This is a genomic window from Glutamicibacter sp. BSL13 (assembly GCF_052928425.1).
In genome coordinates this window covers 26,303-35,061 of record NZ_JAVGCZ010000030.1, presented here as the reverse complement: position 1 = coordinate 35,061, position 8,759 = coordinate 26,303, and the positions used below count along the sequence as shown (strand labels likewise).

6 protein-coding genes, 1 tRNA gene and 1 other RNA gene are annotated in these 8,759 nt (G+C 63.2%); 3 read left to right on the top strand and 5 right to left on the bottom strand.

The genetic code is table 11. The features are described 5' to 3' along the window. The 4 genes from RCJ92_RS07730 to RCJ92_RS07715 form a co-directional block, all read right to left on the bottom strand. On the bottom strand, nt 1–2,997 hold a 2,997-nt coding region (locus tag RCJ92_RS07730), incomplete at its 3' end, for a DNA polymerase III subunit gamma and tau (RefSeq protein ID WP_446754250.1). A gap of 9 nt (nt 2,998–3,006) precedes the next feature. Beyond that, the gene (gluQRS, locus tag RCJ92_RS07725; RefSeq protein WP_446754249.1) at nt 3,007–3,927 is read right to left on the bottom strand and encodes a tRNA glutamyl-Q(34) synthetase GluQRS; all 921 of its coding nucleotides are present in this window, start codon (nt 3,925–3,927) and stop codon (nt 3,007–3,009) included. A gap of 27 nt (nt 3,928–3,954) precedes the next feature. Next, nucleotides 3,955–4,051, bottom strand: an RNA gene (ffs, locus tag RCJ92_RS07720) — signal recognition particle sRNA small type. 84 nt (nt 4,052–4,135) lie between these two features. Further along, nucleotides 4,136–5,551 carry an HNH endonuclease gene (locus tag RCJ92_RS07715; protein WP_171021126.1) on the bottom strand — a complete coding sequence of 472 codons (1,416 nt, stop codon included), beginning with the start codon at nt 5,549–5,551 and terminating at the stop codon, nt 4,136–4,138. Nucleotides 5,552–5,844: 293 nt separating this feature from the next. On the opposite strand from RCJ92_RS07715, the gene RCJ92_RS07710 reads away from it, so the two are divergent. The 3 genes from RCJ92_RS07710 (at nt 5,845) to RCJ92_RS07700 (ending at nt 7,357) form a co-directional block, all read left to right on the top strand. Next, a tRNA-Ser gene (locus tag RCJ92_RS07710) sits at nt 5,845–5,932 on the top strand. Nucleotides 5,933–6,027: 95 nt separating this feature from the next. Beyond that, on the top strand, nt 6,028–6,423 hold the full coding sequence (locus RCJ92_RS07705) for a VOC family protein (RefSeq protein WP_446754248.1): 396 nt from the start codon (nt 6,028–6,030) through the stop codon (nt 6,421–6,423). 181 nt (nt 6,424–6,604) lie between these two features. Beyond that, nucleotides 6,605–7,357 carry a response regulator transcription factor gene (locus RCJ92_RS07700; protein ID WP_446754247.1) on the top strand — a complete coding sequence of 251 codons (753 nt, stop codon included), beginning with the start codon at nt 6,605–6,607 and terminating at the stop codon, nt 7,355–7,357. A gap of 270 nt (nt 7,358–7,627) precedes the next feature. Here the strand turns inward: RCJ92_RS07700 and RCJ92_RS07695 are convergent, their stop codons facing one another. Next, nucleotides 7,628–8,668 carry an isopenicillin N synthase family dioxygenase gene (locus RCJ92_RS07695; protein ID WP_054821129.1) on the bottom strand — a complete coding sequence of 347 codons (1,041 nt, stop codon included), beginning with the start codon at nt 8,666–8,668 and terminating at the stop codon, nt 7,628–7,630. Between the last annotated feature and the right edge of the window lie 91 nt (nt 8,669–8,759).

The window sequence follows — 8,759 nt, the reverse complement described above, 5'->3', positions numbered from 1 at the left end:
GGCGCTCATGCCGGCGGTCATCCGCGGCTTGGGCGCCACCGGTGGCCCGTCAAAGGTACGCGGGGCCCCGGGGGCCGACGGCGCGTTGGTCGTGGCGGGTGCGGGGGCAGCCGTCTGCCCGGAGGGGGCCACGGGACCGGACGGGTCCTGCCGGTCAGGCGTAGCTGGTACGCCGGCAGCGGCCGGGCGCGCGGCTGGCTGGGGGCGCGACGGCTCGGGGGAGTAGTAGCTGTCCTCTGGAGGGTAGGAGTCCTCGTACGGATCGTACGGCGGTTCCTCATCGTAGGGCGGGGCGGAGATCCCCGCCGGTGCGGAGCCCGCACCGGCGCGCTGCCCGGCAGGTTCCTGCCGGGAGGGCTGGGCGACCGAGGCTGCCTGCGGTGAGTGGGGGGTGGGCGCCGGGGCGTCCGCCGCTGCGTTCGACTGACGTTCAGCTACTGGTGCGGACGCCGGCTGGGGCCGGCGGTCACCTTTTGGGGAACCACCACCGGTGGGACCCGAGCCTCCCTCGGTGAGGACCACCTCGACCTGTTGCCGCATGACCTGGCTGACCGTATTGGTCAGCAGCCCCATCATGTCCGGCCGGTTGCGCAAGTTCACCAGCGGCCCGGAGTTTGAGAAGGCCAGCGTCAGGGTGCGACCGTCGAAACCTCCGATGTTCGCATAGTTCGCAACCATCGAGTGCAGAACCCGCGAGTGGGATTGCAGCTGCTCCAGGATCGTGGGCCAGGCATGCTGGAACGCCTGGACTGCACCGCCGGACCCGCCTGAGGCGGCAGCCGCTTGAGACTGCTGCTGTGGCTGTTGGCGCTGCGGGGAAGGCTGACCATGTGGTGCCTGCTGCTGCGGCCGCTGCTGCTCCTGCTGCATCTGGCGCTGCTGTTCGGCGCGCTGTGTCTGCTCTCGCTGGGCTTGTTCGCGTTGGGCCTGTTCTCGGCGTGCGTTTTCTTCGGCTTGACGCTGCGCTTCGGCGCGTTGGGCTTGTTCGCGTTCGGCCTGCTCGCGCTGGGCTTGTTCGCGTTCGGCCTGCTCGCGCTGAGCTTGTTCGCGGCGCGCGTTTTCCTCAGCCTGGCGCTGCACTTCGGCGCGCTGCTGTTCCGCGTGCTGATCCTGCTCGTCGGCCCCTCGGTGCTGTTCGAACTGGGCTGGATGGGCAGGGGAATCCTGTGCGGGTTGTGGCGAGGCGGGCTGCTGCTGAGCGGTTTGCTGTGGTGCGGCTGGTCCCTGCGGCTGGGACTGTTCGCGCTGCGCCGCCGCGCGCTTGGCGAATTCGGCCATGGCCGCGTTCTGCTTCACGTCGTCGATAGGCACGCCGGTGCCAAAGGAGAGGTCCTCGCCGCTGGCCGGATCCGGAACCAGGCTGAACGGGGAGACGCCTTCCGGACGCTGGGCCGGGACACTCGGGGAAGGATCCACCGGGGTGGTTACCGGGTTGCTCGGCGCATCACTGATCGGACCCCAGGTGCCGCCCCAGTCGGCGTCGGCCCCGGTGTTGAGTGAGCCGCCCGGATCCAAGGGTCCGTCTTCGGCATCCGGGATCTGCTGCGCGCTCGGCTCCTGCGGCTGCGGGTGATCGGAAGCCGGAATCTGTGAGTGAGCGGTCTGAGCGTCGGCTGGAACCTGTTCGGGCTGCTGAGCGGCGGGGGTTCCAGGCTCCTGGGATTGCGGGGAGGCAGTCTCGGCGGGGGCTGTTCCCTGCTTGCGGGCGCGGGCAGCCGCCAGTGCCTCACGTACTGCGGCGGCGCCCTGGCGGGTGCTTTCCGGAGATGCCATGGGAGCGCTGGACATCGGTGCATCGCTGTAGCCATCCTGTGCCAGCTCGGGCAGCGCGCCGCCGGTCATGGCATGGCGTTCGAGCCGATCCAGGCGGGCGGCAACGGCGCTGGCCCCGGCATCGGCCGAAGGCAGCAGCAAGCGCGCGGCCAGCAGCTCCAGGTGCAGGCGCGGTGAGGTGGCCCCGGTCATGTCGGTCAGGGCCTGGTTGGTTACATCGGCCCAACGGCTCAGCTCGGCCTGTCCGAACAGGGTGGATTGATCGGCCAGGCTCTGCAACTGGTCGCCGGGCATGCCGCGCAGGATCTTTTCCAGCCCCTCAGGCACCGCCTTGGCGATGATCAGGTCACGGAAACGCTCCAACAGGTCCTCGACGAAGCGGCGCGGATCCTGGCCGGTCTGCACGATCCGGTCGATCGCGTCGAACAGGCTGGCCCCGTCGGCCTCATGCAGCGCCAGGGACACCTCATCCAGCAACGTGGCGTGCGTGTAGCCCAGCAGGGCGACCGCGGTTTCGTAGTCGACCCCGGCCTCCGAGGCCCCGGCCATCAGCTGGTCCAGTACGGAGAGGGTGTCACGCACCGATCCTCCGCCGGCGCGGATCACCAGCGGCAGCACGCCCTCGGCCACCTGGACGTTCTCACGTTCGCAGAGGGTCTGCAGGTACTGCAGCAGGGCCTCGGGAGGAACCAGGCGGAACGGGTAGTGGTGGGTACGCGAGCGGATCGTGCCGATGACCTTGTCCGGTTCGGTGGTCGCGAAGATGAACTTGATGTGGGCCGGCGGCTCTTCAACGATTTTCAGCAGGGCGTTGAATCCTGCCGGGGTAACCATGTGGGCCTCATCGATGATGAAGACCTTGTACCGGTCGCGGGTCGGGGCAAAAGTTGCACGTTCGCGAAGGTCGCGGGCGTCTTCGACGCCGCCGTGGCTGGCCGCGTCGATCTCGATGACGTCAAGGGAGCCCGGGCCGCCGCTGGCCAGTTCAATGCAGCTGTCGCATTTGCCGCACGGGGTCGGCGTCGGGCCTTCGGCACAGTTCAGGCAGCGTGCCAGGATGCGGGCGCTGGTGGTTTTGCCGCAGCCGCGGGGCCCGGAAAAGAGGTAGGCGTGATTGACCCGGTTCTTCGACAGGGCAGTCATCAGGGGGGTGGTCACGTGCTCTTGCCCGATAACGTCGGCGAAGGTGTCGGGACGATATCTACGGTAAAGCGCTGTACTCACACCGATACCCTATCTGTTCTTCGATGCATCAGGCATCAGCTGGTGAACAATTTCATCTGGCCGTACCACCCAAGGCTCCCGGGGCAGCCGGGCCGGGTCAAAGGCCCGCAACGCGGCGTCGAGCGAGCTGGTAGGCAGGCCCAATGACTCTAGCAAGATCCCGCGCACTTGGTCGGCATCAATGCCTTTCTCGAAAAGGTCTTCGAGGGTCACTGACCCGTCGCGTTTGGCCAGCCGTTGCCCCTTGTCGTTGACCGCCAACGGCACATGGGCATATTCGGGGACGGGCAGTGACAGCAGCGACGCCAAATAGGCCTGCCGGGGCGCCGAAGAGAGCAGGTCGTCCCCGCGCACGACCTGGTCGATGCCGAAGTGCCCGTCATCAACCACCACGGCGAGGTTGTACGATGGTGCGCCGTCGTTGCGTAACAGCACAAAGTCGTCGACCAGTCCGCGGTATTCGCCAGCCAATTCGTCATGGACGGTGAAGGAGGCGGTTTCGGCGCGGAGCCGCAAAGCGGCAGGCCGAACCTTGGCTCGCTCGGCCCGCTGCACGTCCGTCAGGTTTCGACAGGTGCCCGGGTAGGCGCCGGGTGCGGCGTGCGGCGCGGACGTAGCTTCGGCGATGTCCTTGCGTGAGCAGAAGCATTCGTAAACCATTCCGCGTTCAGCCAGAGACGCGATGATCTGCTGATAAGTGTCCAGCCGCTCGTGCTGGCGGACCAGGGGGCCATCAAATTCCAAGCCCAGCGCCGCCAATTCCTTGAGTTGCATTTCTTCGGCGCCGGAACGCACACGGTCCAGGTCTTCAATGCGCAAGAGGAACTGCCGCGAGGTTGAGCGGGCAAATAGCCAGGCCAGAATCGCAGTGCGTAAATTGCCAAGGTGAAGCGGCCCCGAAGGACTTGGGGCGTAACGACCAGCGCCCACCTAGACTCCATTCACGCATCGTGGAAAAGTAAAGACCCCTCATGCACCTGCCAGAGCCCATCTACCCTTGCTACCTTCCGGTCCTGGGGGAGTTCAACAGGATGACACCACACGAGGGGTCACCGAAAATACTACCGGAGACGTGCCCGTGGATGAAATCGAGGAGACGTGCCCTTGCTCTCAACGAGGGTGTCAAGATCCTTGCCGCTTACCCGGCATTCTGTTGGGGAGGGTCACGCCAGCCCAGAACCCGGAGCACTTCATCGTTCACCTCGACTGTGGGCAACATGGGATTTGTCGCCATCTCGGGTTCGAACGATTGGGCGCTGCGGATGCTGCCCGGCAGGTGAGTTTGAATCATCCCGTTGGGGGTGCGCCATTCAACCGAGCCATCCGGGCGGTATGTGGATTGCCACCCGAGCGCATGCTTGAACATCTGGTGTCGCTTGCACAGCAGTCTCGTGTTCCGCCGTGTCGTTCCGCCGCCCTTCGCCCAGTCATCGATGTGGTCGATTTCGCTGGCATCGGGCAACCGACGACATCCGGGGAAGCAACAGTGCTCGTCCCGCCAGCGAAGGAATTCCCTTAGCACGTTGGGTGGCCGGTAGCGGGTTCGACCAATGTCGATTACCGCTCCGGTCCAGGGGTCGGTTAGCACCGGAATCAACGAAGGCGCGTTCTTGGCCAGCTGCAGCGCCACTCCCAGTGGGACCGGCCCGTAGCCTTCTAGTTCCGCTACCGTCCGCTGTGGGTTTGCAAGCATTTCCAGGGCCGGGATGGTGATTGCAATACGAGCCTTGACGTCGGCTCCCTTGCGCTCCGGCCAGCCATCCAACAACACATCCCGGAAGATGTCCGCGCGAATCTGCGCGTCGCCGCGATCGTCGTCCGGGTCGCGGTGTCCCGCGATGTGCCAGTTCAGCGTATTCATGATCGCGAGTGCGTCCTGGGCTTCCAGGGTGATCAGAATCTTGGCCATCCCGCCATCTTCGTTCCAGCAAATGACGCCGCGTTCGGCCTGCTTCACCTTGTGGCGTTCCTCCGGGCTTTGTGGATGAAGGCGTCCGCGCATCTTCTGCGCCTGTTTCTTGACGGTGTGGTCGGGGCTGGTGCGGGCAATGGGCAGCAGCACCTCTTCCAGATGGTGGGCTTCCTCCGGTTCAAGATCCTGCGAGTTTTTCACGATTTCCACCGCGCTCTTGGTGGTGATGCTTCCTTGGCTGAGCTCGCTGAGCGTCCTTGGGCACAAATGGCGCAGGCCTTCTGCGGTGATCAGTTTGCCTCGCACTACCCGCTCGGGTTCGCGCATGGCGATGGAAACTTCACTGACCAGCGAAGAGCGGATGATGTCCGGGTTTCGAGGGTCGACTCCGTAGTACTCAGCGCTGCGTTCCTGGAGTGCGTCCTGGAAGAGGACCTGTTGCTCAGCGTTCTGTTCCGCCTCCCGATTGGCCAGTTCCAAGGCATCAGCCAGCAGGAGCGCTTCCGCGCTATCCAGTTGTGAGCGAATTCTGGCGATTTGCTCAAGCTGGGTCAGGGCCTGCTTTGCAGTGGTGGCAACACCGAGCGCAGACAGTGTGGTGACGTTATCTGCCAACGAGCTGAAGACAACTTCCCGTTCCACCTGCGCGGACCAGTCTCCATCTGATCCACAAAACTCACGATGACCAGATGGGAGGATGTGCAAACGGTGAGGATCACCGTCGTTATGAAATACATCTCTTTTTCCCATGTATTCATTGTCTCGTGGCACCCCGACACTTTGATCTCGGGGTCTGCTCGATGGGGATAAGCGTCCGGAATCCCCGAACTTCCGGGGATCTTGAGCGACTGGGATACTTTTGAGGCTGGCCCGGAACCCGATTCGTGAATCAGGAAAAATTTCGATATGCTGGAGCCTGCTCTACAGAGCGCTATGGAGGATTCGCCTAGCGGCCTATGGCGCACGCCTGGAACGCGTGTTGGGTTCACGCCCTCGGGGGTTCAAATCCCCCATCCTCCGCCAGATGGATGTCCCGGTGGACCGTAACTTCGGTTCACCGGGACATTATCATTTAAGCCCTGGGATCCTGCGGACTTGATCCCTGAGGGGAGCCGAGAATGACTAGTTGGATCACCGAGATCGGAATCGACTGTCATCAACCCGAAGCCTTGGCGGATTTCTGGTGTGCCGCACTGGGCTTTGCCGTTATCGAACGCACCGCCGAATTCGTGTCCATAGGTTCGCCCGCACTACGTGGTGAAGGTGGGCTTATGAGGAGTGCGGGTGAGGAGTCCGGGACTCCGATCCTGACCTTTGCTCGAGTTCCCGAGGGCAAGGGCGTCAAGAACCGGCTGCACCTGGACCTCACCCCGCATGGTGTTTCCCAGGAGGAGGAAGTGCGGCGTCTAATTATCCTTGGGGCCCGTCCCATCGACATTGGTCAGGGCATTCAAGAATGGGTGGTCATGGCCGACCCCGAGGGCAATGAATTCTGCGTCCTATCTGATCGATAGGCCCGCCACGTCGACGGTTGTGGGTGTGGCGTCGTTGTTCCTGGCTTGCATTGGATTTGCGGCTTCCCAGGTAATCTGCGCTCTTTACCCGTCATCTCTTTCCCCGTCAGCCGCATGTTCTGCTGTAGTATCTGCTGTACTTGGGAAAATTGGATCGTTCATCGATGTTTGGGGCATAGATATGGTGAATGAGAAGCGCAGAGTTGTGCTTATTTGTGGAGACGCGGCGGCGGGACCAGATTTTGATTTGGTGCTGCATAACGCCGGGTTCTCTGTTGACCGTGCGGACTCGGGCCGCTTAGGGGTGCAGCAGGTTGAGAGGGCCGAAACGGACATTGTCCTGGTCTTCCCCGGGCTGCCGGATATCGACATGAATGAAACCATTCAGCGAATCCGCCCGATAACCAAAGCGCACATCATTGCGATGTTGCCCAGCGACGACGAGATAGAAGTCGTGCTGGCGCTGGAGGCCGGAGCCGATCAATACATGGCCGGAACCGGACGCATGCGGGAGCTTCGCGCCCGGATCAATGCGATCATGCGGCAACGCGTGCGAATGCGGCAGCTGCTGAACGGAATCGATCCAGACGGCGGCGAGGAATTGCGCCACCGGGATCTGATTCTGAACACCAGCACGTGGGATGTGACGATTGACGGAACCTCCATTCCGGTCACCGCCACGGAGTTCTCGCTGCTGCACATGTTGCTGATGAATCCGGGGCGTGTGCGCAGCAAGCAGGAGATGGTGCGCCATCTCAATGGCTACGAGAACGGTGGTGACAGCTACATTTCCTCCGCCGATCAACGCAGCATCGAGGTGCATATCGCAAACCTGCGCCGCAAGTTGGGTGACTCGGCGCGGGAACCAAAATGGATTGAGACCGTTCGCGGCGTTGGCTACCGAATGATTACGGAACAGAAACTAGCGGTCTGACAGGCGTATTCAGATGAATTGATGAAATCTTTAGATGAACCTATCAGTAGTTTGAGTCACACGGGTAAGAATGGGGGCACGGTGTATACCGGGAGTGCTTCTCAGATGACGGCCTGACTGGTAATTGGGGGACCAGTTGACGTCATGAACACTCGCACTGTTAACAGCAGACGGCTGGCAAGAGCTTCAGGTTCCTGCCAGCCGTCTGCTGTTTACAGCACCGTAAGGGCTCCCGCGCTCGCGGCGTCCGTTGCGCCCGGCCTTGCGAACTTATGCGCTGGCCTTGCTCTGCACCAGTTCTGGGTAATGGATTGCCGCGGTCTGTGGGTGGGCGCGCAGCCAACCCTTGAGCACATTGGCGCCGTAGGAGGCCAGCATCGGGTTCTGCGGATCATCGGAGACACCCCGGGCTTCGGCCGCCAGTTCGGCTGGCAGCTGGACCTTGTCGATCACTGCGTCCAGGCGCGGGGAGTAGAAGAAGGGCACCGAGTAGCGGTCCACGCCCGCCGGCGGGGCGATCACCCGGTGAATGGTGGCCATCAGGTAGCCGTCGGTCGCCACCTCGAGCATCTCACCCAGGTTCACCACCAGCGCGCCGGGAGTGGGTGGCACTTCAATCCACTCTTCCTGCCCGTACGGCTGCACCTGCAGCCCGCCCACGCTGTCCTGCAGCAGCAGGGTGATGAAGCCGTAGTCGGCGTGCAGCCCCACGCCCTGGTTGCCGGCGTCCGGGACCACGTCACCGGAGACGTAGTGCACCAGCTTGCCCATCCAGGCTGGAGTGTTGGCAAACGGCTCATCAAAGTGGTCCTCATCCAGCCCCAGGCCCACGGCCAGCGCCGAAAGCAGCTCATGTCCGGTCTGGTGCATCAGCTCGGCCCACGCCATCGCGCGTTCCTCCAGCTGTGGGAAATCCTGGGGGAACTGGTTCGGGCCCTGCAGATTCAGGTAAGGGGCGTCCGCGGGAACGGCGTCGAGGGCAGGACGCTGTGGGCCGTAGTCGATCTGTTCGCGCGCATCGGCCCGTCCCCGGGTGATCTCGGTGCCCATCCGGGTGTAGCCGCGGAACTGGGCGCTGTTGCGGTTATCCAGCTTCAGCTTCTGCTCCACCGGCTTGGCGAAGAACTCGGCGATGGTTTCCAGCAGCTGCTGGTCCTGGTTCTCGGTCTTGGCGTAGCCGACGATCTGGAAAAAGCCGACGCGGTGCGCCGCGTCGCGCAGCTTCTGGACGAACTGCTGATTGAAGGAGCCGTCGGCGTTGCGGGCGGTGGAGATATCGAGCACTGGGATCTCGGTGACTGCGTTGTTCATGCCCACAATGTTGCACCCGCCGCGGCGATTGTTACCAGCGTAGGTTACACACGGTTCCGGCAGGTTAATGAATGCGTCGAAATCCTTGTTT